At 36.3% G+C, this 25,916-nt stretch carries 30 protein-coding genes and 1 other annotated feature; of the genes, 10 read left to right on the top strand and 20 right to left on the bottom strand.

Annotated elements, in window-relative coordinates; translation table 11 throughout:
- Positions 1-35: 35 nt before the first annotated feature.
- The 4 genes from NSQ62_RS07425 to NSQ62_RS07410 form a co-directional block, all read right to left on the bottom strand.
- Positions 36-563, bottom strand: a complete 528-nt coding sequence (locus NSQ62_RS07425; protein WP_341323293.1) for a GNAT family N-acetyltransferase — start codon at positions 561-563, stop codon at positions 36-38.
- 13 nt (positions 564-576) lie between these two features.
- Positions 577-1,578, bottom strand: a complete 1,002-nt coding sequence (locus NSQ62_RS07420) for a zinc-binding alcohol dehydrogenase family protein (protein WP_341323292.1) — start codon at positions 1,576-1,578, stop codon at positions 577-579.
- Between the two features lie 61 nt (positions 1,579-1,639).
- Positions 1,640-2,374 (bottom strand): alpha/beta hydrolase, encoded by a 735-nt coding sequence (locus NSQ62_RS07415; protein WP_341323291.1) that lies wholly within the window; start codon positions 2,372-2,374, stop codon positions 1,640-1,642.
- 23 nt (positions 2,375-2,397) lie between these two features.
- Complete coding sequence (locus NSQ62_RS07410; RefSeq protein WP_341323290.1) at positions 2,398-2,847, bottom strand: NUDIX hydrolase; 450 nt, start codon at positions 2,845-2,847, stop codon at positions 2,398-2,400.
- Between the two features lie 249 nt (positions 2,848-3,096).
- Between NSQ62_RS07410 and NSQ62_RS07405 the strand changes: the two genes are divergently transcribed.
- Positions 3,097-3,648, top strand: coding sequence for a GNAT family N-acetyltransferase (locus NSQ62_RS07405; protein ID WP_341323289.1), 552 nt, complete (start codon positions 3,097-3,099; stop codon positions 3,646-3,648).
- A gap of 229 nt (positions 3,649-3,877) precedes the next feature.
- Here NSQ62_RS07405 and NSQ62_RS07400 read toward each other — a convergent pair whose 3' ends face one another.
- From NSQ62_RS07400 to NSQ62_RS07390, 3 genes are all read right to left on the bottom strand, one after another.
- Positions 3,878-4,669, bottom strand: a complete 792-nt coding sequence (locus NSQ62_RS07400) for an inositol monophosphatase family protein (protein WP_341323288.1) — start codon at positions 4,667-4,669, stop codon at positions 3,878-3,880.
- 177 nt (positions 4,670-4,846) lie between these two features.
- Positions 4,847-5,464, bottom strand: a complete 618-nt coding sequence (locus NSQ62_RS07395; RefSeq protein WP_341323287.1) for a kinase — start codon at positions 5,462-5,464, stop codon at positions 4,847-4,849.
- Between the two features lie 166 nt (positions 5,465-5,630).
- Positions 5,631-6,347: a hypothetical protein gene (locus tag NSQ62_RS07390; protein ID WP_341323286.1), complete on the bottom strand. Its 717-nt coding sequence runs from the start codon at positions 6,345-6,347 to the stop codon at positions 5,631-5,633.
- Positions 6,348-6,639: 292 nt separating this feature from the next.
- On the opposite strand from NSQ62_RS07390, the gene NSQ62_RS07385 reads away from it, so the two are divergent.
- Positions 6,640-6,855 (top strand): hypothetical protein, encoded by a 216-nt coding sequence (locus NSQ62_RS07385; RefSeq protein ID WP_341323285.1) that lies wholly within the window; start codon positions 6,640-6,642, stop codon positions 6,853-6,855.
- Between the two features lie 486 nt (positions 6,856-7,341).
- On the opposite strand, the gene NSQ62_RS07380 is transcribed toward NSQ62_RS07385, so the two are convergent.
- Positions 7,342-8,115 carry a Cof-type HAD-IIB family hydrolase gene (locus NSQ62_RS07380; RefSeq protein WP_341323284.1) on the bottom strand — a complete coding sequence of 258 codons (774 nt, stop codon included), beginning with the start codon at positions 8,113-8,115 and terminating at the stop codon, positions 7,342-7,344.
- Between the two features lie 66 nt (positions 8,116-8,181).
- On the opposite strand from NSQ62_RS07380, the gene NSQ62_RS07375 reads away from it, so the two are divergent.
- Positions 8,182-8,652: a DinB family protein gene (locus NSQ62_RS07375; RefSeq protein WP_341323283.1), complete on the top strand. Its 471-nt coding sequence runs from the start codon at positions 8,182-8,184 to the stop codon at positions 8,650-8,652.
- Positions 8,653-8,727: 75 nt separating this feature from the next.
- Here the strand turns inward: NSQ62_RS07375 and argS are convergent, their stop codons facing one another.
- The 3 genes from argS to NSQ62_RS07360 all read right to left on the bottom strand — a co-directional run bounded on the left by argS (position 8,728) and on the right by NSQ62_RS07360 (position 12,617).
- Positions 8,728-10,401 (bottom strand): arginine--tRNA ligase, encoded by a 1,674-nt coding sequence (gene argS, locus NSQ62_RS07370; protein ID WP_341323282.1) that lies wholly within the window; start codon positions 10,399-10,401, stop codon positions 8,728-8,730.
- 44 nt (positions 10,402-10,445) lie between these two features.
- Positions 10,446-10,664: a binding site (T-box leader), on the bottom strand.
- A gap of 139 nt (positions 10,665-10,803) precedes the next feature.
- Positions 10,804-11,898 (bottom strand): HAMP domain-containing sensor histidine kinase, encoded by a 1,095-nt coding sequence (locus tag NSQ62_RS07365; RefSeq protein ID WP_341323281.1) that lies wholly within the window; start codon positions 11,896-11,898, stop codon positions 10,804-10,806.
- Positions 11,895-12,617 carry a response regulator transcription factor gene (locus NSQ62_RS07360; RefSeq protein WP_341323280.1) on the bottom strand — a complete coding sequence of 241 codons (723 nt, stop codon included), beginning with the start codon at positions 12,615-12,617 and terminating at the stop codon, positions 11,895-11,897. The genes NSQ62_RS07365 and NSQ62_RS07360 overlap by 4 nt, the downstream gene beginning before the upstream one ends.
- A gap of 156 nt (positions 12,618-12,773) precedes the next feature.
- Between NSQ62_RS07360 and NSQ62_RS07355 the strand changes: the two genes are divergently transcribed.
- Genes NSQ62_RS07355 through NSQ62_RS07345 form a run of 3 tightly spaced genes read left to right on the top strand, consistent with a single transcriptional unit; the run spans position 12,774 to position 15,146 of the window.
- A complete protein-coding gene (locus tag NSQ62_RS07355) occupies positions 12,774-13,694 on the top strand; it encodes an ABC transporter ATP-binding protein (RefSeq protein WP_341323279.1) in 921 nt (306 codons plus the stop codon).
- The gene (locus tag NSQ62_RS07350) at positions 13,687-14,391 is read left to right on the top strand and encodes an ABC transporter permease (RefSeq protein ID WP_341323278.1); all 705 of its coding nucleotides are present in this window, start codon (positions 13,687-13,689) and stop codon (positions 14,389-14,391) included. The genes NSQ62_RS07355 and NSQ62_RS07350 overlap by 8 nt, the downstream gene beginning before the upstream one ends.
- On the top strand, positions 14,391-15,146 hold the full coding sequence (locus NSQ62_RS07345; RefSeq protein ID WP_341323277.1) for a DUF4097 family beta strand repeat-containing protein: 756 nt from the start codon (positions 14,391-14,393) through the stop codon (positions 15,144-15,146). Before NSQ62_RS07350 ends, NSQ62_RS07345 begins: the two co-directional genes overlap by 1 nt.
- A gap of 142 nt (positions 15,147-15,288) precedes the next feature.
- On the opposite strand, the gene NSQ62_RS07340 is transcribed toward NSQ62_RS07345, so the two are convergent.
- Positions 15,289-17,085, bottom strand: a complete 1,797-nt coding sequence (locus tag NSQ62_RS07340; RefSeq protein WP_341323276.1) for a M3 family oligoendopeptidase — start codon at positions 17,083-17,085, stop codon at positions 15,289-15,291.
- Between the two features lie 876 nt (positions 17,086-17,961).
- Between NSQ62_RS07340 and NSQ62_RS07335 the strand changes: the two genes are divergently transcribed.
- Positions 17,962-18,810 (top strand): MBL fold metallo-hydrolase, encoded by an 849-nt coding sequence (locus NSQ62_RS07335; RefSeq protein WP_341323275.1) that lies wholly within the window; start codon positions 17,962-17,964, stop codon positions 18,808-18,810.
- Between the two features lie 82 nt (positions 18,811-18,892).
- Here the strand turns inward: NSQ62_RS07335 and NSQ62_RS07330 are convergent, their stop codons facing one another.
- From NSQ62_RS07330 to NSQ62_RS07310, 5 genes are all read right to left on the bottom strand, one after another.
- Positions 18,893-19,675: an MBL fold metallo-hydrolase gene (locus NSQ62_RS07330; protein ID WP_341323274.1), complete on the bottom strand. Its 783-nt coding sequence runs from the start codon at positions 19,673-19,675 to the stop codon at positions 18,893-18,895.
- A gap of 124 nt (positions 19,676-19,799) precedes the next feature.
- Positions 19,800-20,096 carry a YfzA family protein gene (locus NSQ62_RS07325; protein WP_341323273.1) on the bottom strand — a complete coding sequence of 99 codons (297 nt, stop codon included), beginning with the start codon at positions 20,094-20,096 and terminating at the stop codon, positions 19,800-19,802.
- Between the two features lie 11 nt (positions 20,097-20,107).
- The gene (locus tag NSQ62_RS07320) at positions 20,108-20,719 is read right to left on the bottom strand and encodes an ABC-2 transporter permease (RefSeq protein ID WP_341323272.1); all 612 of its coding nucleotides are present in this window, start codon (positions 20,717-20,719) and stop codon (positions 20,108-20,110) included.
- Positions 20,703-21,581 (bottom strand): ABC transporter ATP-binding protein, encoded by an 879-nt coding sequence (locus NSQ62_RS07315; protein ID WP_341323271.1) that lies wholly within the window; start codon positions 21,579-21,581, stop codon positions 20,703-20,705. The genes NSQ62_RS07320 and NSQ62_RS07315 overlap by 17 nt, the downstream gene beginning before the upstream one ends.
- Complete coding sequence (locus NSQ62_RS07310) at positions 21,581-21,958, bottom strand: GntR family transcriptional regulator (RefSeq protein WP_341323270.1); 378 nt, start codon at positions 21,956-21,958, stop codon at positions 21,581-21,583. Before NSQ62_RS07310 ends, NSQ62_RS07315 begins: the two co-directional genes overlap by 1 nt.
- Before the next feature lie 280 nt (positions 21,959-22,238).
- Here NSQ62_RS07310 and NSQ62_RS07305 point away from each other — a divergent pair, with 280 nt between their 5' ends.
- Positions 22,239-22,643 (top strand): VOC family protein, encoded by a 405-nt coding sequence (locus NSQ62_RS07305; RefSeq protein ID WP_341323269.1) that lies wholly within the window; start codon positions 22,239-22,241, stop codon positions 22,641-22,643.
- 71 nt (positions 22,644-22,714) lie between these two features.
- Here NSQ62_RS07305 and NSQ62_RS07300 read toward each other — a convergent pair whose 3' ends face one another.
- Positions 22,715-23,362: an HAD family hydrolase gene (locus tag NSQ62_RS07300; RefSeq protein ID WP_341323268.1), complete on the bottom strand. Its 648-nt coding sequence runs from the start codon at positions 23,360-23,362 to the stop codon at positions 22,715-22,717.
- 13 nt (positions 23,363-23,375) lie between these two features.
- On the bottom strand, positions 23,376-24,065 hold the full coding sequence (locus NSQ62_RS07295; RefSeq protein WP_341323267.1) for a Crp/Fnr family transcriptional regulator: 690 nt from the start codon (positions 24,063-24,065) through the stop codon (positions 23,376-23,378).
- Between the two features lie 326 nt (positions 24,066-24,391).
- Here NSQ62_RS07295 and NSQ62_RS07290 point away from each other — a divergent pair, with 326 nt between their 5' ends.
- On the top strand, positions 24,392-25,012 hold the full coding sequence (locus tag NSQ62_RS07290) for an NUDIX hydrolase (RefSeq protein WP_341323266.1): 621 nt from the start codon (positions 24,392-24,394) through the stop codon (positions 25,010-25,012).
- 62 nt (positions 25,013-25,074) lie between these two features.
- Here the strand turns inward: NSQ62_RS07290 and NSQ62_RS07285 are convergent, their stop codons facing one another.
- Positions 25,075-25,284: a DUF6366 family protein gene (locus tag NSQ62_RS07285; RefSeq protein WP_341323265.1), complete on the bottom strand. Its 210-nt coding sequence runs from the start codon at positions 25,282-25,284 to the stop codon at positions 25,075-25,077.
- A 278-nt stretch (positions 25,285-25,562) separates the two neighbouring features.
- On the opposite strand from NSQ62_RS07285, the gene lepB reads away from it, so the two are divergent.
- Positions 25,563-25,865, top strand: coding sequence for a signal peptidase I (gene lepB, locus NSQ62_RS07280; protein ID WP_341323264.1), 303 nt, complete (start codon positions 25,563-25,565; stop codon positions 25,863-25,865).
- Positions 25,866-25,916: the final 51 nt, after the last annotated feature.

Genomic DNA, 25,916 nt, shown 5'->3' with positions numbered 1-25,916 from the left:
TTTCGTTTATGACAACGAAACCGCACCTTTTTCGATTAACGCACTACTTTTGAAAACATATTCACATCATATGCGATATCATTTTGGTACATAAAATTTCTTAACTTGCCCTCTAATTCAAAGCCATTTTTTAGTAGCAATTGGTTGGATGCCACATTTTCAAGATAGACGATAGCTCCAATTCTTGTTAAGCCGAGTTCGTTAAAGCCATATTCTACTACACGATCGATTGCCTCTGAAACATAACCTAATCGCCAAAAATCAGGATGCAGCTCGTAGCCAATTTCCGCGCGCTTATGTAGCGGCTGCCACAAATTAAAGCCAATGGTTCCGATTAACCCTGCTTTTTCTTTTCGTTCAATCGCCCAGCGGATCGCTCGTTTGTTATGAAAGCTCGTCGCAAAGTTTTGCACTAACGCCTCCGCCTCTTGCAGGTCGGTAAATGCATTCATTCCGTAATGCTTTGTCACGTCTTCATTTGAAAAATACGCATAAATATTTTCTGCATCTTCAGGTACAACTTCTCGTAATACTAAACGCTCTGTTTCTAATATTGGAAACATGTCATCACTCCATTTACAAAATAGTGTTTTTTATATGTAAATATTGTTCTGGATTTAATTTCAATAATATTTTGCCATTATGTTGACGTTGTTCAAAATATTGATGTGCCTGAGTAACATTTTCTAAAGGAAAGATTCGATCAATATTTAGGTGAAGTGATTGGCTAGCAAATTGATCAATCATTTTTTCAGCAAATGGACGAATAATTTCAGGTTTTAATTTACGTGTTGTCCCCAAGCTAAAACCCTTCACAGAGCGACAACTACTATGAACATCACTTGTTGAAAATGTTCCTTTTTTACCGCTGCTATTTCCAAATTGAACAAGTGTACCAAATGGTGCAAGACAACGTAAAATATCCGCTGTTATATTTCCAGCAACAGAATCAAAAATAATAGTTGCCCCTTTTTGATTTGTAGCTTCTAGCGTGGTATCAACAAAATCTTCATACGTACAAACCACATCGGCCCCTAGTTCTTTTACATAATCTAATTTTTCAAGAGAGCCTACCGTTGCGATGATTTTACGGCATTGTTTTTCTTTGCACAGTTGAACAAGCATTGACCCGACACCTCCTGCTGCACTGTGAATAATTACCGTATCCTCTTCAGTAACTGCACCCACTTTTCCGACTAATATAGCTGCTAAAAAACTAACGGTTGGCATTGCTGCAGCCTGTTCAAATGAAAGGGTATCTGGTATTTTATACGTTAAGCTTTCATGAGCTACCGCTAATTCAGCGTATGAGCCGTTCTTTGGAAAGGCAATTACTCGGTCTCCTGCTTGAAATTGGGTAGAGCGACTTTCGGTTATTGTACCTACCATATCTAGACCAAGAGTAATTGGAAATGCCCCTTTTGCCTTTGCTCCCGTTCGATTTTTAATATCAGCGAAATTAATGCTTGTATAAGCACCTTTTATTAATACTTCACCGTCTGCAAATTGTGGTGGCTCACATTGCATGACCTTTAAAACATCGGCTGACCCGAATTCAAATTGTTGAATGATTTTCATAGAAGTATTCCCCTCCTTATTTGATTTCCCTCTATTTTGTAAACTCTTTAGGTGTGTTAGTTTAAGCGTTGATTAAAAAAGTTTTTAAAATCGCATTCAATTCACCTGCACAGCGCATCGGAAAATCATGCCCCGCTCTTGATAAAATCATGGTCTGGCATGAAGGATTTTGAGCTAGTAATGCAAGTGAATTTTTAATATCCTTACTTTCACGCTGACCACAAATCGCGAGCATCGGAATATTTACATCCTCATATTCTGGAAAGTCCTTTATATTCACTGTTTGTTTGAAAAAGGCTTGATAGTTTTCCACAGTTAATTTTTGAGCGTAATCCGCCATGTACTGTGCCTGCTGCTTTGTGTAATGCCAATACTTCGCTTGCATATTCACAATCCAATTATAGCGTAATAATTTCACGGTTAAAGGCGCGGTTTTACAGTACATTCGGATTGACTTTTCATTTGGAAGAACCCATGCACTTAAAAATATGGCACGCGAAAACAAATCAGGATGTTTAGCAACCAGCATGACTGCAAGCTGCGCCCCAATCGAATGGCCCATTATGATAATTTGTGGCTTATTCAATAACTGAATGAGTGCAACAATTTCTTTGGTCAACTTGTTCGGCTCGTATGAAATTGTGACAGATTCACCCGCGCCATACAAATGTGGCACAATAAGATGATAGTTATGTAAGGCTTGATATTGCTGCGTAAACGTATCGACAGCCGTTGCTCCGTGCAGTAACAAAATCGTCGGGTTATTACGGTCCCCGTATTCGTCAAAATGAATCATCACATACCTCCAATCCGTTACATTTAAATCGTCGGCGCATATTGTTGAACTATGTTTTTAATCAAAGGATTTAGTTGTTCCGGTAATTCATTCAAGTTAAAAAACTTGGCTTCCGTCGTTTCTTGGCCGTCTGCTTGAAGGACACCACCTATAATATCTTTTGCCATATAAGCAACAGTCACAGGATAAAATTCATCACCGTTTGGTAGCCTCACAAAATGCTGCTTGCCTGAAAACACACCGACTAAATCAAGCTTTCCAATTTCAAGTCCGGTTTCTTCTAACACTTCTCTTCTACCGGCTTCTTCTGTCGATTCCCCTAGTTCCATAAAGCCACCCGGAACACCCCAAATCCCGTCCTGACGTTTTTGTAATAGAATTTGGCCGTTGTCGTTTATGACTGCAACCGCAACGCCGACTAAAATTAATGGTTCGTTACCAACAACTTTTCGTAGATTTTCAATATAGCTCATGTTTCTTCTCCTCCGAATCGAATAAACATTGGTACTCATGTTATTTCTTATTCGTCTTGCACGCTTTGTTTTCCTTTATTTTGAAATAGTGATATAGATGATACATTAATTTTAATACCATTTATGAACCCTCTTCATTTCTAAAATATATAAAATTTTTCGGACGGCGAAAAAACATTATGCTAAAATTAGGAATATTAATATTATTCCACAATTAAAACAATCTAGAAATGGAGAATGACTTAGACAATGGATGATACAGCAAATATTCCCGAACAATATAGAACGCTACATGGCAAAAGAATTACATTACGCCCATTTAGAATGGAGGATTTAAAAGATTTATTTGAATTCACAGCAGATGAGGAAGCGACACGTTATCTTTATGCCGCACATAAAGATATTGACCAAACAGAAAGATTACTGACGAATTATTATTTACAAGAACCATATTGCAAATATGCAGTGGAATTAAATGATACGAAGAAAATGATTGGTACTTTCGAGTTCCGTATAAAGGAATACGATCAAAACGCAGAGTTAGGTTACACGTTAACGCGAGAATATTGGGGAAATGGCTATATGTCAGAGGCTATCGATTTAGTTTTAGACATTATTTTTAACAAGGTTCAGCTAGCTAGAGCTTATGCAGAATTCGATGTTCGCAACGAGGCATCAGGGAAATTATTAACACGTGCGGGTATGCAACGCGACGGTGTGCTCCGAAAAAATAGAATGGTGAATGGTGTGTTAACAGATACCGTTCATTGTTCCATTTTACGAGAAGAATACGTGAAATAATCGTTATACAATAAACCCACTAGCTTTGTCACATTGCTGGTGGGCTCTATACTTTAATATAGTAGATTACTATTTGGAAAATGGATATTCCGATTCTTTAGTGAGGAAATTTCATACGAAGAGAGGCACGTCAATGAAAAATGTAAAGGACGCTGCGGTTATTGCATTCGTACTCATCATCATTAAATTAGCATTCAGACTAATTCCACCCGCCGATCGATTCTTTTTTTTATCCTTCATTAACTAAATCCATCAAAATTTCTTTCTTATTTGGATGACAAGCAATTAAATATGGGAATTCCTCTAAACCAGTAGCATCATTTCCCTCGTAATCAATTACTATTCCTCCAGCTTCCTTTACCATAAGGATTCCTGGTAATAAATCCTCTCCAGGTGAATTGTATAAAATAATCCCATCTAAATCTCCGTTAGCTAACATACACCATTGTATTGTTGGTGCCCAAAGTCGTATCATCCGCTTGCAATTTAAGTCTATATATTGTCTCAAATTTAATGCTTTTTTATCGTTTTGAACTTCATGACCTTGAATCCATCCAACGCTCAATTTTTTAGATTTCTCATTGTCTTTCATCTTTATAGATTTGTCATTACAATAGGTGCCTCCATTTAGAGTAGAGAAAAAGAGTCTATTAATCATTGGCTCATAAATAACCGCCAATACCGGAATATTTTTATGTAGCAATACTATTGAAGAAGAAAAAACAGGGAGCCCTATTGCAAAATTATTTGTTCCATCTAGTGGATCTATTTGCCAAAGCCAATCACTATCTTTACCATTGGCCCCCATTTCTTCGCTTTGAATTTTATGTGTAGGAAAATGTTTATTAATAGCACTCACGATTATTGCCTCAGCCATTATATCTATTTCTGTAACCAAATCTTCGTTAACACCTTTATAATCAACTTCGTACGTTTGTCCAAATTTACTTTTTGCTAAATTACCCGCTTCAATGACAGCCTCTTTAGCTATAATTGACGCTTTTTCAATTATATTTTCCATTAGATGACACCCTTCTATGCTTGATTTTCAAGTTCGGTATTATTAGCTTAAAATAATAAAAGAGGAAAAAAAAGTGAATTAAAAAATTTATATTTTCACCTTTTAGGAGGTTTTTATGAACTATGAAATCGATATTTTTATCCAGGGCGCACTCAGTCAAAACTTACTTCCATTTTATTATTTTTTAGAATATTGAATCGTATGAGCAAGTTCATAGGGTTGTTGCATTTTCAAATAGTATTCTTCTGCCACCCAATATCTATTGTTATATTTCTCAAACCTTGCTTCTACATCCCCAATATATGTATCACGTTGAAGTACACGTTCATATCTTAGTTCTTTTGGACAATCTAAGAAAATAATGTAATCATAAAAATTTCGCCATTCGTCCCGTAAAAGAAAGATACCTTCGATAATTACGATGTTGTTTGTTGATACGTGTACTGTTTTATTGATATGTGTATCCTGTTCTTTTTGATAAAAGGGCAAATTTAAAAGTGATGCATTTTGTTGTAATTTTTGATATAACTGTTCTTTTAAAAATTGGACATCCCACTGCAATTGATAGTATTCAAACCATTCTTCGTGTCCTGTATTATACCGTTTGGATCTTTCAACAATATGATCATCAATATGAATGATTACGATATTATTAAGATTGTCATTCAGATGTTTTACAAGTGTCGTTTTTCCAGCTCCCGATAGCCCATCTAGCGCAACGATATAGGGTCTTGTTTTAATATGTTTTTGGTAACCCCTTTGAATTTGATGAATCAAGTGATTATATTTGTCCAAATAAATAAGTCCCTTCAACTATTAGATTTATGGTGCTATTCATCTTATAGATTCAACCTGGTCCAAAAATTCATATTCCCCATCCAACAACGACGAAACCACAATGCTCCACACAATTAACATGAAAGAAAATGTTAACCAAAATGTGTTATGAATCGTGGGTTCATCATTTTTTCATTTGGAATAACTCATCGTTAATAATGGCCTTGATTTCATCGTTTCCTATAGCGCCGTCATGGAATACATTCGAATCCATCCAATACAGTTGTCTAAACGACACACCGTTATTTAGTTCAATGTCTAAAAATATACGCGTACCGTCGAGCTTACCTGCTTTATTTAATGACTGTACATCCTGTAATTTCAGTTTAGTAAATGCGGCGATAAATTGATCCACTGAGGCCTGTGAAAATGTATGCATACGCGTTCCATCTTCGGTACTTTCAATATGAATATTCTTTACCAACTGATCGATCGGGTACAGGTCTCCAGCCGTTTTTGCCTGTTTATTTTCGCTCGCTACATAGACAACATCATCTGCCACTACCATCAACGCGCTCGGATAGCCTTTGATTTCATAAATGCTTGTGCCTTCAGTTAAAAATGCTGCATGACCATTTTGCATCTTGTGGTTAGAGCATGCACTGTCGGCCATTCTGTAGGTCACTTTCCCAAGCTCTTTGCCCTTTTCAATCGTTATCGGCATATTTTCGTGCGCTGGTTCTGGAAAATGATGTTCGTACTTTATATCACCAATCATGAGTAGATCCACCCATTCAATAATTGTATTCGGCGGACAATCGTTAAGGGGATTGATCCTATTGCACGAAGCTAACAGCATCGAGCACATGATCATCAAGACGAGACTTTTCATAGCTTTCATCCAAACACCTCCTACTCATTAGACTCTTATGTAAACAATTCGTTACAAAAATTTAGGAAGTATTTTGATTTACAGGTGGATTCATTGCTCAAAAACCCGAGTAATCGCATCCAGATCATAATCCACTGGAAAATTACTTGCTAAATATGTTGTACTGTTCATGTCATCTACCTTTCTAAATTTACGTGAAAAGACGCTAGAAAAATGAGTGTGAATCCCCCATACTATTAGTATATTCAGAAAAAATAGATTAGAGCAAGTTCGCACGCTCATTGAAACGGAGGAACAAACGATGTCTTCAGGTGCTACACAGGTTAATTTAGGCGATCTTTTCGCCACACTGATTATAGCGGGCTTATTTGTCGTTATTCCAGTTGCGTTAGCTATCATCTTTTATATGACCTATAAGAAAAATGCCAAGAAACATAGCAACGAGCAGCTGCAAATTACTGCGCTCGAAAAACAAGTGGCGCAATTACAGAAGCGGATTGATGAGCTGGAAAAATAAATGCGGCTCAAACGATGCACGTGTTAGTTAAACAAAATTAAATAGCACTTCATCCTATTTCGAAGTGCTATCTCCATTCATGTATACAACTCCATATTCCTAGGCGCCTAGGCACGCCATTCAAACAACCGTTACATATTATCTACTAAAATTACCGTTTAATAATAAAAGCATATAACTAGCTGCAAAAAGATATAACGCAATTTTAGTTAGAATGTAGATTGAAAATTCAAATGCGGTTAGTGTTCGTTTTTTCTTAGTTATTTTAAAGTGTCTATAATAATAGATTGCACACAAGAAAAGGATTATCGCTGATATTTGAAAGGTGTTTTCCAACAAGCTAACCAAAAAAATCATCTCCTTACATAATGTATACAATATCTATTAGCTCATTAGAATCTGGTTCGACAAAAAAGCCCAATAATCATTCCTAATACAAAAGCTGCCTGCAACGTGCCTCGAACCTTATACAAATCGATTTAAAACTCAAATAAATTCATACTTCTTTAACGCCAATGCAATACCATCCTCACTTGAATCTTTCGTCACATAATGAGCGATTGATTTTAATGCTTCACTTGCATTGCCCATCGCAATTCCGATATCGACAAGTTCCAGCATATCAATATCATTTTCTCCATCACCAAAAGCGATTGCCTCTTCCTTAGTCAATCCAAAATAATCGAGCACTTTTTTTATTGCCACGGACTTTGAAACCTCTTCTTCGAGTACATTCACAATATACGGATGCCAGCGTTTAAACTGGATTGTAGGAAATTCGGCATTGTATTTTTCAATTTCCACATCATCAGCAAACAAACAGAGCAAATAGGTCTCGTTACGATCTAGTTCCTTGTTGATTGGCGGAAATTCCTCTAAACGCAATGTTTCATATAATGCCTGCAATACCTTAGGCTTTTGTACCTCATTCATATGTAAGCTTTCCGAATAAAAAGTAAGGGCATTTTGTTGTTGTAATGCAAAAGTGCTAAACGATTGAACCGTTTCACGAGGTAATACAATTTTATGAATGCATGTCCCCCGGTGTGTAACGTAGGCACCATTAGCTGTAATAAATGTTTCAACACCCAGTTTGGCGATTTCTTCACACATTGATAGTGGCCTTCCAGTCGCTGCTACCACTTGAAAACCATTGTTTAATAGCTGTTTAATCGCCGTTTTTGTACTTTTGGGAATGGTCCCGTCCTTATAATTTGTAATCGTTCCATCTACGTCAAAGAATATTATCTTGTGCTTCACATGAACCCTCCAATTAGCTATAATTTTCTTACTATTCTATTTTATTTTAATAAAACGAGGTGCAACATGTTATCTTTATTTCTTTATAATTGGCAGGTGCGTGAAGATTGGCTAAATTGGTGTCAAACGATATCTGAAGAAGAATTTCATAAAGAGCGTATTGGCGGAATGAAAAGCATACGAGAAACTTTGATACATATCGTTGACTGTGAATTGCTTTGGTTAAATTCACTCGTTGAAAAACCGATCATTTTTGAAAATCGAACGGCTATTAACGCCTTAAGTGAGATATGCACATACTCTGATTTTGTAAAATTTCATACTGAATCCTTTATTGAACAATTACCTTCACAATATGAAAATAATATAATTGAAGTCAAACGACGTGATGGTACGATTTTACACTTTACTCAAAAAAAGATCCTAGCCCATATGATAACGCATGAAATTCATCATATTGGACAATTATCCATTTGGGCTAGAGAGCTTGGGCTTAAGCCGATTTCCTCTGATTTGATTATTCGAGATTATGATTAAACCTAACCGAGATTGAAGGGAATTAACAAATAGCACTTCTCCTTCTTGAGAAGTGCTCCCTTTAAACTAATACAACTACATATTCCTAGGCGCCTGCAATCCTAACAACTTTAGCCCGTCCTTCAACACAGTCGTAACACTATAGCACAATACCAAACGACTCTCCCTTGCCGCATCCTCTACTAAAATTTTTGTGTTCCCGTAATATTTATTAAACGCTCTCGCAAGCTGCAGTACATACTTTGCAACAATCGATGGATCTGCTTGTTCATAAGCCTCCTGTAGGGCCTTTGGGTAGTCCTGCAAGCAAACAATCGTTGACCAAGCCTGCTCCTCTAGTTCCTTTAATACCACATTAGTTGGCGTGAATGCAGCTTTTTCCAACAGTGACGAAATACGTGCAACTGTATATTGCACATAGGGACCTGTTTCACCTTCAAAATTCATCATTTGTTCTAACGAAAATTCAATATCATTCAAACGGAAATTTTTCAAATCATTAAAAATAACCGCGCCAACACCGACTTGCTGTGCGACTTCTTCAAGATTTGGCAACGCTGGATTTTTGTCTAGAATATTTTGTTTCGCCGTTTGAATTGCCTCGTCGAGCACATCTTTTAATAAAATTACTCTACCTTTACGCGTAGACATTTTCTTACCATCCTTTAGTATCATGCCAAACGGGATGTGCTGTAAGTCTTTTGCCCAAGGATAGCCCATCTTGTCGATCACGTTAAACACTTGCTTGAAATGCAGGCTTTGCTCATTGCCAACAACATAGAAGATTTTTTCAGGCGTATAGTGATGCTGGCGATAAAAGGCAGCCGCTAAATCACGTGTCGCATATAGTGTTGCCCCGTCCTGCTTCGTGATTAGACATGGTGGCATATGTTCTAGCTCCACCACATTCGCCCCGTCTGACACAGTCAATAACTGTTTCGTAATTAGCTCATCCACCACCGCTTGCATTTTGTCATTATAGAAAGCCTCACCTTCAAACGAATCAAACGTAATACCAAGCTGTTCATAAATTCCTTTGAACTCTTCAAGCGATGCATTTTTGAACCATTCCCATAGCGCTAATGCTTCAGCGTCTTCATCCTCCAATGCTTTAAAGGCCGCACGTGCATCTGCATTCAGTGTTTCATTTTGTTCTGCTTCGTCATGAAACTTTACATATAATTTTAACAGCTCTTGAATCGGTGCTTTGTCAATCGCTTCTTTTGAACCCCACATGTGGTAAGCGACAATCAGCTTACCAAACTGTGTTCCCCAATCGCCTAAATGATTGACACGAATTGTCGTATAACCGTTCTTTTGTGCAATATTCGCGAGCGCATTACCGATCACCGTTGAACGCAAATGCCCCATCGAAAACGGCTTCGCAATATTTGGTGATGAAAAATCAATGACAACACGCTGACCGTTTTTTTCTAGTTGCGCATAGTTGTCGCCTTTACCTACAATGTCCGTCAAAACCTGCTGCGTGACAACGACCTGATTGACAAAGAAATTAATATAGGCACCTACTACTTGAACATCCTCGATGAATGGATGATTGATTTTCTCCGCAATGGATTGTGCAATTTGCTGTGGTGCTTGTCTAAATTTTTTTGCGAGTGTAAAGCATGGGAATGCGAGATCCCCTAAATGCTGATGCTTCGGTTTTTCAAGCAAACTCGCTATTTCTGACGTTGTTAATTCCCCTTCAAGTGTACTTCCAATAATATTTGCGACTGTTTCAATCATGTTTGTTTCCCTCCCAATAATAGAAAAAAGCCCCCGTCTCTAATAAAAGAGACGAGAGCTATCGATTCCCGTGGTACCACTCTAGTTGCCACAATACTGTGACCGCTTTCCATTGTTAACGAGGTGTCTCCCCGGCCTTCCCTACTCGATTCAGGTTGCATCTCCAAAGTGCGTTTCACTTATCTGTTTTGCATTAGGCTCCCACCATCCCTAACTCGCTTTGCCAAATTCCGATAAGCTACTGTCTTCTTCACTGATTTTTTGTAAATTTGAAATTGATTATATACATGGAATGGCAGATGAGTCAACAATTATTGGAAATTTTTCTTATTTGGTGAAGGATGCAACGGCTACACAACTGGTATATTAACGACTTTGAATTATTAAATGCTAGACTTACACTCAATCCTGTTTTTCAAAAGGTAATAATATTGTGAATTTAGTCCCTCGCTGTAATTCACTCTCTACTGTGATACTACCTCCATGTGCTTCAATTAAACTTTTCACAATCGCCATACCTAAGCCAGTTCCTTCAGATTTTTGTTCAGTCGTCGTACCGCGGTAATAGCGGTGAAATAGATTTTTTTGTGTTTCCTCTGTCATACCTATCCCATTATCTTGGATATGAATAATTAACACATCTTGTTGTTTCTCCACTGTAGTTGTAACGAGAACTGCTGCTTCATTATGGATTGCTGCGTTCATATAAATGTTTTGAAAAGCTCGTTTTAATAGATTCGGATCATACTCCATCATAAAATCCTTGGTTTCCGTTTGCAATTCAAACTGGTGCTTTTGTGCACGTAAATCATTGCTTACATCTGCAAGAATTTGTTGCACAAATAGGATAATGTTTTGCCTTGTTTTATGAATCGGTACAGAATGTGAACCATCAAAGCGTATTGCTAAATTTATGTCTTGTACAAGGTGCTCCATATGTGTTCCTTTGTCATCAATTTCTTGGATAAAGCTACGTTGCTCTTCTTGTGACCAATGATAATTAGGATTTAGTAACAATGTAGAATATCCTTTGATATATGTTAATGGCGTTTTCAAATCATGAGAGATCCCAGCAATCCAATCTCGTTTTGCTTTCTCTAGTTGAATGCGCTCTACCCCTGCTTTCTCCAATTGTGCTCGCATATCATCAAGTTGCGTGATTACTTCTTGATATAAGCGAAAGCGCATTTTTAATTTTCCATTGCGCTTATATATTTTTCCATAATCAATAAGTGGAGAAAAGTCCTCATTTGCTAGTTGGTTAATCCATTTCATAATAAGTAATATAGGGCTACCAACATACCAGCCAAACCAGATGAAGCATAGGACTGTATCAAGTCCAACGACAACCAGAATCATCCATTCGTATTTTTCATCACCAAATCCTAGTTTAGGTAAAATTCCTTCCATTACGACAGGCACTGTCAATGCTACAAGCGTTAGCCATGCTACAAGACCTAGTAGTAAATGTAAAATAAAGCGTTGCTGGATTTTCATAACTCATCGCCTGTTGGAGGAATAAATTTATAGCCAATACCTCTCAAATTCACGATAATACTTGGATTTCTTGTATCATCACCTAACTTTTTACGAAGTTTCGCAATGTGAATTGTGACGGTTTTTTCTTCCCCAAATACATCTTCTCCCCATACCCGCTCGTATAGTTGTGAGGCTGTAAACACGCGCAGTGGATTATCGCAAAAAAATTGTAGTAACTCTAACTCTTTTGCAGTAGCTTGAACTACTTTCCCATGTACAGTTAATAAAGCCTGATTTGGTGAATAAGTAAACGTGTTAAATACATAGTTTTCCGTTTCAAATGGTACTGTCTTTTTTTCGTACTCACGCTGACGGCGCAAAATCGCTCGTATTCTTGCGACAACTTCAAGTGGATTAAAAGGCTTTGTAATATAATCATCGCCACCTACACTTAGCCCTGTTAATTTATCAAAATCACTAGAGCGTGCACTAATAAATAAAATGGGTGCTGTCGTTTGCTGACGAATAGCTGAACATAATGTAAAGCCATCCCCATCTGGTAGCATGACATCCAGTAAAATAATATCGAAATTTTTTTCTGCTATAGCTTGCAGTGCTGCCGCTTTCGTTGTCACTGTTGTAATATGTATAAAATGCTCTTTTTGCAATGTAATTTCAATCATTTTTAAAATGCCTACTTCATCATCCACTACTAAAATTTTTGCATCATCTGTCATGTGATTCCCTCCCTCTTTTCTATTTCAATTTTAACAATTTTCTCCTCCCATAGTTACCTTTCAAGTAAAAATTACATACATTTTCCTGCCTGTTTACTTTATTTTTACTTTCATCTTTTACACTGTGATTATGTAATACAAACGGGAGGCATACGGATGGATACTATTATTCAAACACATCAATTATCAAAACGTTTTGCAAAACAACCTGTCATTAACCAAGTAAGTATGACAATTAAAGAAGGAGAAATTTATGGCTTTCTTGGTCCAAACGGAGCGGGTAAAACGACGATTATGAAAATGCTATTAAATTTAATGAAACCAACTTCTGGTGAAATTAAAATTCAAAATCAATCAATTCAAGCTACCTCAATTGAATACTTAAAAAACATTGGTAGTCTCATCGAATATCCGATTTTTTACGAGGAACTAACTGCTTCTAAAAACTTGAAAATACACTGTGCTTATATGGGGTTTAAAGATCAAAATCGTATAAAGAGCGTATTAGAGATTGTAGGTTTACATCAAGTTGAAAAGAAAAAGGTAAAGGAATTTTCCTTAGGTATGCGTCAACGTCTTGCAATTGCCCGCGCCATTGTAACTAAACCCAAAATTTTAATATTAGATGAGCCAATTAATGGGCTAGACCCAATCGGTATTAAAGAAATACGGGAGCTGCTTGTTATGCTCAAACAACAATATGGGATGACGATTTTAATTTCTAGCCATATCGTCACTGAAATCGAATCAATTGCAGATACGATTGGCATATTACATCACGGTAAATTAATTGAGGAAATACCAATGGATTCCCTACGTAAAAAACATCAATCCACAATTGAAATGGTCGTTAGTGATGCGAAAAATGCGAAACAATTATTAGTAGAAAAATTCAATGCTAAGGTGCAAATCATAAATACAACAAACTTGTCTATTCAAAATGTACAGGAAAAGCCATCCACATTAACAAAGCATTTAATCTTAAATGGTATTGATGTTGAGAAGGTTGAAATGATGCATCAATCTTTAGAAGAATACTTTATAAATCGTGTAAATGGAGGAAACCCGCATGCTTAATTTAATAAAATTAGAATGGAATAAACACCATATAGGGCGTTATTTTAAAAGCTTTTTCTTCTGTGTTATTAGTATTTATGGCTTTGTCGTCTTACTTTCACTAGATGCAAAAAATGATATAGACGGGGCGATGAGTTCATTTCAAGAATTTATGTTTCTAGTATACATTTTATCGAATATTACCTTTATTATTTTTGGAAGTACTATTTTATCTCGCCTTATCATTTCGGAGTTTCGTACAAAAACGATGCAAGTCATGTTTACCTATCCGATCAAGCGTAAAAAACTTCTCATTGCTAAGTTAGCACTCACTTATTTATTCACTGCAGGCAGTTTATTTACAAGTATTTGGCTCATGCAAATTATCACGTACTTCTTACAGCCTTCGCTAGGGTTATTTGAAGGGACAGTAACCTTACAAGATTTAGTTGCGACATTACCCAAAACATTAACTAACGCATTCACGATGGGGGCAATCGCTTTAATTCCGTTATTTTTTGGAATGCGAAAAAAATCAACAGCAACAACGATTACCTCAGCTACCATTATCAGCTTTTTAATTAATGGAACTGTTTCAAATAGCGGTGACACATTTAGCTTAGCCAATAGTATAGTAATTCCAGTCATACTAGCACTTCTTGGTATTGGTATAGCTTATGTATCAATCCGCAATATTGACGAAAAGGATGTGGCCTAATGATTCGAAAAATGTTAGTTGTACTGATACTAGGAGCAATCATTGTAACTACTATTCTTTTTCTGAAACAAACTACAAATACCATCACAATTGGTGAGTTTGAAGCAAAACCACATATTAATGTGTCACTTGACGCATTAAAAATCGCTATTACCAGCTCTCCAGATGATAAAATACATGTTCAAATGCAGGGGTATAAATTAAAGAAAGGCATGATGAAACTAACAGAAGAAAACGATAGATTCTTAATTACAGAGCAACCAAGTAAGAAAAAATGGCACGAAAACATTCAGCTTCGTTCAGCGCCAACCATTATCCTACAATTGCCTCAATCTCAAAGTAAAACACTTACACTAAACACAGTAGATGGCGATTCTATCATTCAAAATGTGACGCTAGATGCAGTACAGGTAGAGACTGCTGCTGGGTTAGTAAATCTAAACAACCTATCCACCTCAAATGCTGAACTTCGTACGAAAGATGCTCCTTTGACAATCACTAAAAGCGCAATCGACAATTTATCAGTTAAAACAAGTGCAGGTGATGTTGCAATTCAAGAAACTACAGGATTAGTTCATACAATAGAAACGACTGACGGACAAATCAGCATGACAGAAGTGATTGAACAACCGAACATACATGTAAAAAGCGTATCAGGCGATATTGTTATTCACTATAAAAAATCATCTATTATTGGGGATCGAGCTAATGTACTCTCAGCTGAATCAAAATATGGTTCAGTCGTGATTGAATAAAAAAGTGCAATAATATCAAAAACAGTTTGAGGTTCTTCTATATACTTACAAAATTAATAATTTTAAGCCTGCTCTAAATGGTGAGCAGGCTTTATAAGTATACGCCTAAGGATTGGTTTATTATTTTGTAAAATTCCTACCGTTAAACTATTTCTAAAGCTGTTAATTCAAGAAATAACTCGGCATCTTGTACACAAAGTTTCATAGCTTTTTCCCAAAAGGCTTCCGTTGTTATATCCTCATTTAAATGTTTCAGCATCAAGTCTTCCATAGACATTTTTCCTGAATCTCGCAACAATTGGATATACGTATTTTCAAAGTCAGCACCGATTTCTTTTGCTTTTTCATATAAACGATAGGTTAATAAATAGCCAAATGTGTATGGGAAATTATAAAATGGCGCATCTGTTATATAAAAATGCGGTGTCCACAGCCATGTATGTACGGATACATTATCAAGCGAATCTCTATACCCATCTGAAATTGCTTCTTGCATTAACTCATTTAACCGCTGTGCAGAAACGAGGCCTTTTTTTCTCTCCTCATAAAAATTTTGTTCAAAAAGAAATCGACTGTGGATGTTCATAAAATTCATGACACTTCTTTTTAATTTTTCGTCGAGTAGTGTTATTTTTTCTGATTTTGTCACAGCCGCTTCAATTGCTGCATCCAATACAATCATTTCAGCAAAGAACGAAGCCGTTTCAGCAATACATAGTGGGTATTGTCGGTTCAAACCTGCAACACCATTCATTGCTGTATTATGAAACGCATGACCTAGTTCATGTGCAAGTGTTAAAATCCCCTTCATCGTTCCATCATATGTCATAAAAATCCTTGATTCCTCAGACATTGGAAAGCCCGCGCAAAATGCAGCGGCTGACTTTTTGGATCGATTTTCCGCTTCAATCCACTGTTCTTCAATGGCTGTTGTTACAAATGCTTCTAGCTGATTTCCGAATATACGAAACGCGTCTTTTACTAAGTCAATTGCATCCTCATATTGAATTTCTTTGACCTTCGTTTCAACAGGTGCCCAAAAGTTATAGAATTGTAGCTTCTCATCACCCATCATGCTCGCTTTTCGATTTAAATATTGAGCAAAAGCATTTTTATTCTTACTGACTACAGACCACATTGCCTCAAGTGTTTCTTTTTTCATGCGATTTTTACGTAAGGGCTCTTCCAAAACATCATCGGTTCCTTCAAAATTATATAGTTGAAGTCGAAAACCAGCTATGTGGTTTAACACTTTAGCAAAGCTTTCTTTTTGCTCCGACCACTTGTGCTCCAATTTTTCGTGTGCGACTTTACGTATCTCCTCATTCGAATGCGCTCGTAAGTTCAAAGCTTGCCCTATTGAATATTTCTGTGGTTTCCCTTCCAATTGAATTTCTATTTCGAGCTTCCCCATTAATGTTTGATAGAGCTGTCCCCACGCATGATATCCATCTACAGATAAATTCGACAAAATTGCTTTTTCATTAGAAGTTAGTGCTGTTGCACCTTCCTCACGCCATTCGGCCAATATAAATTGAAAGTCTTTTAACTCATCCAATTCAACAGCATCTAACCAAATGTCCAATGAAATATTTGCGACTATCGCCTGAAATTTTGTTAATGTAATGCCATATTTACTTTTTAATTTAGCAACCCTTCCTTGTAAAACGCTCGCGACCTGATCAGCTGGGCTTTGAGCTAATAAGCAAGTTATAAATGAAGAGGCTTGTGATAGCTTAAGCTTCAAACTGTCAATTTCTTTAAGTAAGTTTAAGAGATAATCGGCATCTTCTTTACTTGAAATGCTTGTAGCTGCTAGATGCCCATCCATTTTATCTAGGCTTCTTTCTAGTTCCTGTATATGATTTATAAATTGATTTGAGTTGCTTTGAAAAACGCTATCTAAACTCCAGACTCGACGATATTTATTTCTCTCCAATTATTCTCCCCCTTATTTTAAGAACATACATTCTATAATACACCAAGTGGAATTTTCTGACTATAACTTCCTCTAACGCTATATTTGGAATTTTAATAACAAAAGATCGGCTCATCACCATAAGTTGAGGATGACAAAGTTTTAATAAATAAGATACGGAATCTTTAATCTTATCCGTTCTGCTACGCTACGGGGGAAGCTTTCCGCGGGCACGGCTCCAACTAATTTTTTGTGCCTCTGACGGTGGCACAAAAAATGGATTTTCCGCTCGCGCTGTTCCCGCTGGAGTCACCCCCTTCGCTCCGCATCTCTCTACTTTGGCAAAAAGTGAACTTCTGTAAAAAATGCTGAAGGAAAGCAATTCTCCTTTTAAAACAGTGCTACTTATAATCAAAGGTAATAAAAAAGAACCCTTTAATAAATGAATGTTCTATCAGCAGAATATTCATTTAAGCATATTCATTTAAGAAAGAGTAAATATTTCACTATCTGCCGCCTCGCGATAGCGTAAGCGGCTTGATTTTGTGCTCTTTACTATATAACGAGGGTAAAATGATGGATTGGTGGGCATCGCAAACGGCATTGTAGTATGCTCCTGTCGTTGCGCTTTCGTCGCAAATCCAGACTCAAATTAAAAGGCATTTGAGTCTGGATTGCTCACAAAAAAATTAAGTGAAATTTTATTAGAAAAAGCAACCCCACGTTATGTTTTTGACCAAAATATTTATAATATGCTATAATTTACCTTATTGTGAAGGAGGTGTAAGTCCAATGGTAAAAAAATAATCTGAGAAAATCTTTAGCTATTTTATTAAAGATTAAACATGGAGATTTTCTCTTTCATATAATTCAGATCTAGAATAGAGGAGACATAACATGTTAAACAAACTAAGTGATACTATCTATTATTTACCTAATCAAGATGACAAAGACCGACCAACATTAGGCTTGGTCTGTGGGGACCAATATAGTTTAATAATTGATTCTGGGAATTCAACACAGCATGCTCATGATTTTTTACGAGAAATCGAGAAGCTAAATGTACCCCCAGTTAAATATATGGTGATTACGCATGCGCATTGGGATCACTTTCTAGGAATGAATGAAATTGATGCAACGATTATTGTAAATAGTCAAACAAATGAACTGTTGAAAAAGTGGAGAAACTATTCATTTGATGATGATTCATTACGTGCGTATGTAAGTAATAATGAAATCAGTTCGTTGTGCATGGAAATTATCCAATCTGAAATACCTAACAGGGATCGCTTTCAGTTACGTGCTCCAGATGTAATTTTTGAAGATGCATTAACGATTGATTTAGGAAATAAAATTTGCATAATTGAGAGAATCAAAGCGACCCATTCTGATGATTCTACAATCATTTATATTCCGGATGAAAAGGTTATTTTCTTAGGTGATTGTCCTTATGGTACAACCACAAATTCTTTATTTCATTATAAGCAATCCTTGCTATTGCCTATGATTGAAGACATCCAAAAGTTTGATGCAGAAATGTTCCTACTTGGTCATGAATCGATATGTGATTCAAATGAAATGAATATATTTTGGGAAGAGTTAACAGTAGCAAGTCAGGCTGTAAAATCAATCTCATTAGAAAACGCCGTAGAGTGCTTTAAGTTAGAAAATAATAGGGACCCTAATGATAATGAGTTATTTTTCATAAAAGCCTTTGTTAATGACCATATTATTCAATCGCAATAATTTTATAGAATACACTATTTAAATATAAAAATTAGCCATCTCATTTATGATTGAATGAGATGGCTTTTCATTGGTCAATACGCTAAAATTGCACACTAAAACCAGTAAATCGGTGTATACCTGTACCGAATTTCACTAAATCTTTATCTCTTAAGTGTGCTATTGCCAATTTCACTTCGCTTAAGATATCTGGTGTAATGCCTAATGAATTGTGTGAACCGTATATCATATTTATATTAGGAATTTTTGTGATTTTCTCTAAGGAGTTGACTAAATCTACAGGATTCGTTGTTGGATAAAAGGCATAGACTGGCGTTTCATCGTATAGTAAATCACCAGTGAATAAATAGCCTTTCGTTTCATCAACTATTGAAATATGTCCTGGTGAATGCCCAGGTGTGTGATAAATAATTAATTTTCGATTTCCTAATTCATGGACATCGCCATCTTTTAATAATCCGGTTGGCTTTCCGGTAAATGGCGTATATGTATCAGGGTTAAAGCTTTTCGGTATGGGAATCGTAATATCTCTTGCTGTATTTGCTCGAATCTGCTCGACAGATAATCCTACAATGCCATTCATTAACCACGATTCTTCATCCTCATGTACAAAAATACGTGTATATTCACCATGACTTCCAATATGGTCTGAATGAACATGTGTTGTAATCACGTCAATCGGTAAGGTTGTTAACTGGTCTGTAATTCGCTTCATACTATCAATACCTAAGCCTGTATCAATAAGAGCCGCTTTTGATTCTCCTAACAATAAAAAAGAATGTACTTTTTCCCAATGACCTAATTCACTAATTGCATACGTAGTATCATCAATTTTCCGAACGGTAAACCAATCATCTTTTAACATTAGTAACCTCCATATCGATATTATATTTCAACTATAACACTCCCAAAGCTTCATTCGGAATCAATTTATCTCATTATTCAAAATAAAAGAGCCTAGCTTCTGTCACTAGACCCTCTTTCAAATTTTACCCTTTCAACTTCAGTGAAATGCCTTTCATAGCACTACTAACAAGCTGAATGACAACATATAACGCAGAAAATAATGTAAATAAATTAAACCACTGTGTCTCATAAAACTGGAACCATTCTTTAAAAAGCTGAAGTTCCGTTATTTTCCCGAATAGCTTCCCATCAAAATCTCTATAATTCGGTATCCAGCCTGTTCTTTCCATGAATATAAATAATAATTGTACAATGCAAAATACCCCAATAGATACAAACCAAGCTTGATTATAAAAAGGCTTTTTTTGTTTTGTATGCACGTTCATTTCCCCTATTCAAATACTTTTTTCGAATAAATACGAACCGATAACAGCCAAGATAAACTGTAGAAAATAACAGTTGCCACTAAAATATACGCATAAATCATCGGCTGGCTGACACTTGATAAATAACCAACAAACTCACGAATTAGGTCATTAATATTCGGTATAAATAATCGAATACACAATAAGTAGGCCGCCAAAAGTCCGACCGATAAAAACGTAAAATATTTACTGCTGAATCGGTAAGCAAAGGGATAGAAAATTGCAACGACTAACAGGCTCACAATGACAATCATTAATAGGTGATAAATATTCGGAATGGCTTGGTTTACGACTAGATGCACCAAGCTAATCGTGGCAATAATGCACACAATATATAAAAAGGCCGCAATATATTTAGAGCTAACAATTTCTTTACGCGTATACGGCAAGGAGTTCAGTAATAATTGAGCTGACTTCTTTTCATCAATGGCAAAAAGATTAACCGTCATTACAATACCAAAAATAATGCCTACAAATAGTGATGATGCTTGTACAAAAATATAAATGGCAATTGCTAAAATCATCAATGGCCACACTACTTTATGAATATAAAAGTCCTTTTTAATGAGTTGCAGCAATTTTCCTCGTCCCCTTTTTCGTGTAGTATAAAATATCTTCTAACGTTGCAGGCTCATAAATCGCCAAATCACCAAACAGCTCCATTACTGCAGTTTTGTCTGCCGATAATCCTTCAAACCCATGTGTTGATTGTTGAATTGCAATAAATGATCTTTTCGTATCGGCATCGAGTAAATCCAAACCACCCTTTACAAGCACATATTGCTGCTCCACCTTGTAAAATTCCTGCGTAAAGATAAGCTGCCCTTCATGAATCAACATAATATAATCTGCAATGCGGTCTAAATCAGATGTGATATGCGTCGAGAAGAAAATCGTTTTTTCACTATCCTGCACAATATTACGTAGTAGGCTCAGTAATTCACGTCGAAATACTGGATCAAGTCCTGATGTTGGTTCATCCATAATAATTAAGTCCGCGTGATGCGATAACGCAATCGCTAGGGATGCTTTCATTTGCATTCCCTTTGAAAACGTCTTTAGCTTTTTCTTGAGCGGCAATTGAAATTCGGCTACATAATGCTGAAACAGTCCTTCATCCCAATTATCGTAGGCTGGCTCGATAATTTTTTTCATTTCTTGCAACGTTAAATTTTCGTAAAAGACATGTTCATCATAGACAAAGCCAATACGTTGTTTAATCTCACGCTCATGCTTTTCATAATTTAAACCAAATACAGATACTTCCCCACTGTCTGGCTTTAGGAGATTCATAATAAGCTTAATCGTTGTTGATTTCCCCATACCATTGGCACCGACAAAGCCTGTAACAAAGCCTTTTTTCACTTCAAATGATAAATCCTTCACTTCAAAACCTGAAAAACGTTTACTGACATTTTTTAATGTAATAACTGCTTCCATTAATCCCTCTCCTCATATAAAAGTGCGACGAGCGCTTGTATGTCATTTAAATCTAAGCCGATCTCTTTGCCATTTACAATCGCCTGACTTAGTTGCTCCTCAATCACCTTTTGTTTTCTTTCTAATATCATTTCTTTATTTTGCTCTGATACAAAAGAGCCTTTCCCAACAACCGAATAAATGAGCCCTATCTTTTCAAGCTCTTCATAGGCGCGTTTTGTTGTAATGACACTCACATCCAATTCCTTCGCCATGTTACGCATAGAAGGTAAAGCGTAGCCAGCAGGAATATCGTTTGCTAAAATAGCTTTCTTAATTTGCTGTACGATTTGCTCGTAAATAGGCTCCTTTGAATTATGTGAAATTAAAATTTGCATGCATGCTTCCTCAATTCATATTGTATATATACTTTATATACAATATATACAAATAAATCAGGGAATTGTCAATACAAATTGAATAAAATTTTCAAAATTTATTTTTTAGAGATAAAATGTTAGGCTCAAAAAGTCAATGGGGCAACGTACTAAGTGGGGGGGAAATATTCAAGGAAACAGCATCGATTTTTACAATTGAGTTTTCTCGTTTTTAGCGGTAATTATGTAATAATAGGTATATAGAACATTTCAATAAATAGAGCAAGGAGCTACAAAATTTATGAAAAACGCTTATGTACACCATCTATGTATACAGACAAATTCATATTTAGAAACGCTTGAATTTTACACGCAGGCTTTAGGTTTTGAAATGGTCCAACAATCACCTAATTTTCATGGACGTGCATTTAACACTTGGTTAAAGCTTGGGGATTTTTATATCGAACTTCAAACAGGCAAGCAACAGGAAATGTTAGCACCTATCGATTCGAACAGTGAAGGGATTGTCCATTTCTGTATTTGGGTTGAGGATTTAGCTTTCGAAGTCGAACGTTTGCAAAAATTACATGTTCATTTCAAACGTAAAGATGGAGAAATTATTTACGAAGTGGAAAATGGAGCGCTGTGTAAATTAGTTGCACCTGAAGGAACGATTATTGAATTGCGTAATAATAGAGGTATATAGAATAGTTTAATACATTGAAATCGTTCCCATTGACTAATAAATTGGGAACGACTCAATCTATTGCGCTAAATTCATTCAACCAATTCTACGCTTAAAAGATCCTCCACCTGCTCCACTACAAAATCAGGCTGCGCACTTTGAAGCATTTCTTTTGAATGACTCCCCCACGTTACCGCGCACGTTTGGCATCCCGCTCGCTTTCCCATTTCAATATCAAAAATCGCATCCCCAACCATGAGACAGTCCTTTGCTTCCAGACGAAAACGTTCTAGCAAAATTTCAATGCCCTGTGGATGGGGCTTATAATGCTGCACTTGGTCAGAGCCAATACAATCTTGGAAAAATGATTCAATTTGAAGCGTCGCTAAGTTTCGCTTTAGCACATCCGTTTTTTTACTTGAAACAACTAAGCATTTGACGTGGCGCTTTTGTAGCTGCTCGAGCACTTCCATCATTCCTGGAAATAGCTGCAATGTGTCGTTTTCAAATTGCTTATAGTAGCTTCGAAACGTCGTTAATAACTCATTGAAAGCTTGCTCCGTCAAATCGCTCTGCGCCATTTCTTTAAAAGATTGTTCAATCGGAATCCCCATATAATGCGCAATGACCGCGTCTTCCGGAACGGGTAAATGACAAGCTTTGAATGCTGCCTGTGTTGCTAAAATACTACACTCTTTAGAATCTGCTAATGTGCCGTCAAAATCAAAAATAATCGTCAAATCGATTCGCTCCCTACTGTAATTCGTATACATTATGTGCTGCTTTTTGTTGTAAATGCAGAGGATTTAGAATAACAATGCCCGCATCGGTTCGCTCTAAAATATGCTCTTGTGCGAACTTCAAAATAATACGATTTTGATGTCTCGTTGTAATGCCAATAAACTCTGCAATTGCAGCGAGATCTTTTCTTTTCACAAATGGCTCGACAAATTGGCCATTTTCATTGTGTGAAATCGACAGTAAATAACTCGCAAAGCGTGTGCTCGCCTCGTTCAATAAATGAAAGGAAAGTACTTGCGATTTTGTATAAAACTTTCGGCTAATCACATCTAATAAGTATTCGTTAAACGATGTCTCTACTTGTAAACGTTTCGCTTCTGCAATGGTAAAGCGTAATAAATGAACCGTTCCTAATGCCTCAACCGTATGTATAATGGCGGATTGCTGCAAAAGTTCAATATCCCCAAAAAGCTGAATGGGCCGATTAAAGGCTACGATTAATCCTTTCCCTTCCATTGACGTACTAAAAATTTTCACTTTCCCGCGCATTAAAAAATACAAAAAAGTTAAATCATCGTCCTGTCTTAATACGACTTCCCCTGGCTCACATTCCATTAAATCACACACAAAATCCGCTGAAAATCTGCTGTCTAACAAACGAACATATTGATTTTTTAATTCAGGGCTATTCATCATTTGCATTCTATTCATCCTCGCTTCTAGCTTAATCAAGTTAGATTTTATATTACAGGACATGTGTCTCAATATTAACTATTAATTTAAAAAAACAGATAGCATGCAATGAAATGCACGTCTATCTGTTCTCTATAAATATTATGCCATCATTTCAAATCAAAGCTCCACCATTTCCTCAGAAAGCTTGCGTCTGCTAATCGTATAACCCTGTAGCCGAAATACGATAAATTACAATTAATGGAACTTTAACTTCAATATTCTCGTCTATTCTATAAAGTTCAAAGTGAGTACTTTTTGATTTAATAGTCAGATCTATTATAAGGAGAGGTTCTATGACAACCATTCAATGGCTCGATTGGGCGAAGAAAATACAAGCAATTTCTCAAGCAGGCTTAGCTTTTTCAAAGGATGTATACGACCGTGAACGGTATGAAAAACTACGTGCATTAAGTGTTGAAATACTAGCACATTATACAGAGCTAGATTCTTCGAAAATACAAGATTTATTCACAAACGATACAGGCTATCAAACACCTAAAGTGGATGTCAGAGGTGTTGTATTTCAGAATAACCAAATTTTATTAGTAAGAGAAAATGAAGATGGTAAATGGGCTTTACCTGGTGGTTTTTGTGATATTGGTCTATCTCCTACTGAAAATGTAACCAAGGAAATTTTTGAGGAATCTGGCTTTCAAGTGAAAACTTCCCGTTTACTAGCACTATTTGATAAAAATAAGCATCAACACCCACCTGATGCGTATCACTATTATAAGCTATTTATTTTATGTGAAATTATCGGCGGAAAATCAGAAATTGGTATCGAAACAAATTGTGTGCAATTTTTCGCTGAGGGAGAGTTACCACCATTATCTACACACCGTAATACGGCTTCACAAATATACAAGATGTTTGAGTTTTTGAAAAACCCACATAAGGAAACCATTATAGATTAACTGAAGTAGTCACGAAAAAAGCGTAACTACGAGTAGAACCTTCTATGGAACCATTCGAATTATTAAAAAAACATTTTATACACACCATATCCAATCAAACCAACAATACCTAATACAATTAAAGCCCCAACTTCCTTCAAGCTCATACCCGTTGTATTCGGCATGCCGCTTTGTGCTTGATTTAATTGGTCGGAAAAAATGCCCATCGGATTGTTTTTCAGCTCTTTTTTCTGTAGTTGCTCGCGCTGTTCTTGGCTGCTCTTTTTTGTCATCGTCTCGTCACCTTCCTTATTGATAGCATTCGCTTTTACTGCTGCGTTTCCCTTTGCAGTGAATAAAATACATGGCGTGTTCTAAGTTTATCAGATTTATGCGGATGCGGATTTTAATGACATATATTATGCTGAAAACTTTTTATAATTCAACTAACAAGTAGAATCGCATAAGTGAAATCAATGGTATATAATTACTGATAAGTAAATTGAAAGGATGATGTTATTTTGGATAAATCAAAGATAAAGGAATTATTAGATTGGATTAAGTCATTGCTATGAGAACGTTTATTTTTTCACCAATTTTAGTAGATGGTGCTTCAATGATGCCAACATATGAAGACGGAGACAAAGTTATCGTCAATAAAATTAGTAAGCACATTTCTGGTTTCGAAAGATTTAACATTATCGTATTCGAAGCTCCTATTGGTGAAAATTATATTAAACGGGTCATAGGATTACCAGGAGATCATGTTGCTTATGAAAATGACACGCTTTATATAAATGACGTAGCTTTAGAAGAACCCTATTTAGACTTGTTTGAACTACCCCCACCTACGCATGCGCTTAGAAGTGGGTGATTCCTACGACCACCAGCGTATCCGCCAGTTCTATTAGTAGGCTAACCCCGT

The sequence above is a fragment of the Solibacillus sp. FSL H8-0523 genome (genome assembly GCF_038051985.1).
GTDB lineage: Bacteria > Bacillota > Bacilli > Bacillales_A > Planococcaceae > Solibacillus.
The sequence above is the reverse complement of the archived record's forward strand: the minus strand, read 5'-3'. Positions and strand labels throughout refer to the sequence as shown.